General features: G+C 60.5%; 2 protein-coding genes. Both read left to right on the top strand.

Going from position 1 to position 1,854, the window contains the following annotated elements; genetic code table 11:
* On the top strand, positions 1-765 hold a 765-nt coding region (locus D8V06_RS21210; RefSeq protein ID WP_130931726.1), incomplete at its 5' end, for a S1 RNA-binding domain-containing protein.
* Positions 762-1,529 (top strand): 23S rRNA (guanosine(2251)-2'-O)-methyltransferase RlmB, encoded by a 768-nt coding sequence (gene rlmB, locus D8V06_RS21205; RefSeq protein WP_056852383.1) that lies wholly within the window; start codon positions 762-764, stop codon positions 1,527-1,529. The genes D8V06_RS21210 and rlmB, both read left to right, overlap by 4 nt.
* The last annotated feature ends 325 nt before the right edge of the window (positions 1,530-1,854 follow it).

The raw sequence follows: 1,854 nt of genomic DNA, 5'->3' as shown, positions 1-1,854 counted from the left end.
GCGCGCATCTATCCGTACGACGAAGCGGCCCTGGAGCAACTCGGCGAGCAGTGCTCGATGAGCGAGCGTCGTGCCGACGAAGCGACCCGCGATGTGGTGAACTGGCTCAAGTGCGAGTTCATGAAAGATCGCGTGGGCGAGTCGTTCCCGGGCGTGATCACCGCGGTGACCGGTTTTGGTCTGTTCGTCGAACTGACCGATATCTACGTCGAAGGCCTGGTGCACGTCACCGCGCTGCCGGGTGACTACTACCACTTCGATCCAGTGCATCACCGCCTGGCGGGTGAGCGTACCGGTCGCAGCTTCCGTCTGGGCGACACTGTTGAGGTGCGCGTCATGCGCGTTGACCTCGATGAGCGCAAGATCGACTTCGAGATGGCCGAGAAAACCATCAGCGCACCCATCGGTCGCAAGAAGCGTGGCGCCGAAACCGCAGAGCCGGCGAGTAAAACCGCAGCAGAACCGGCACCGGCCAAAACCGGCCGCCGTCCTGCCAAGGAAAAGGCTGTCGAAGCCTACCGTCCGAGCGATGCCGCGGCGAAAAACGCCGAAGTGCGCAAGAGTCGTGAAATGAAACAGGCGTTGCTGGCCGGTGCGAAAAGCGGCGGTAAAGCGCCGTCTGGGGGAAAGACCGGACGGTCGACGCCTGAAAAGGCCGTCGGCGGCAAGCCAGCCAAACCGAGCAAACATCGTAAAGGCCCGCCAAAAGCGGGCTCGGCTCCAGCCAAAAGCGGCGGGGCGCGTAAACCTAAGGCCAAGCCATGAGTCAGTTGGAAAAAATCTACGGCGTGCATGCGGTAGAAGCGTTGCTGCGTCACCACCCGAAACGCGTCAAGCAGATCTGGTTGGCTGAAGGTCGCGGTGATCCGCGGGTACAGACGTTGATCGAGCTGGCCAACGAAAACCGTGTCCAGGTGGGGCAGGCCGAACGCCGTGAAATGGATGCCTGGGTTGAAGGCGTGCACCAGGGCGTCGTTGCGGAGGTAAGTCCAAGCCAGGTCTGGGGCGAGGCGATGCTCGACGAGTTGCTCGATCGCACCGAAGGCGCACCGCTGTTGCTGGTGCTCGACGGAGTGACCGATCCGCACAACCTGGGCGCCTGCCTGCGTTCTGCCGATGCGGCAGGCGCGCTGGCGGTGATCGTGCCGAAGGACAAGTCGGCGACCCTGACGCCGGTGGTACGAAAAGTCGCTTGTGGTGCTGCAGAAGTGATTCCGCTGGTGGCCGTGACCAACCTGGCGCGCACTCTGGAAAAACTTCAGCAGCGCGGCTTGTGGGTTGTCGGTACGGCGGGGGAGGCCGAGGTCAGTATTTATGACCAGGACCTGACCGGCCCGACCATTCTGATCATGGGCGCTGAAGGCAAAGGCATGCGTCGCCTGACTCGCGAGCATTGCGACTATCTGGTGAATCTGCCGATGGCCGGCAGTGTCAGCAGCCTTAACGTTTCGGTGGCAACCGGCGTCTGCCTGTTCGAAGCGCAGCGCCAGCGTGGTGTCAAGGCCAAAGCTGCCGCCAAGAAGTCCTGATCCGCTGCTGTGTGTAGGAGCAAAGCTTGCTCGCGATAGGGGGTGTAGCATTCAGCATCAATGTTGAACGTTACACCGCTATCGCGAGCAAGCTTTGCTCCTACAGTCGTTTGTGGCAAAGCGAAAACAGGTGAGCTGTTCAAATAATCACCAATTACCTTGCGCCTCCTTCGCCCCTTCTCTACAATTGCGCCCCTTGCTGTGATGGCAGGCACCCACGTGTCTAGCGTCCTCAAGTCCATAAGTGTCATTCACTCCTTGTCTGACCGCTTTTGAGCGGCAGGCTACAACCCGTAAGGAGCATTCATGCGTCATTACGAAATCA

Origin of the sequence: Pseudomonas sp. Sample_24 (assembly GCF_004307605.1) — a bacterium.
GTDB lineage: Bacteria > Pseudomonadota > Gammaproteobacteria > Pseudomonadales > Pseudomonadaceae > Aquipseudomonas.
Note: the sequence above shows the minus strand (reverse complement) of the source record. Positions and strands in the feature narration are given on the sequence as shown.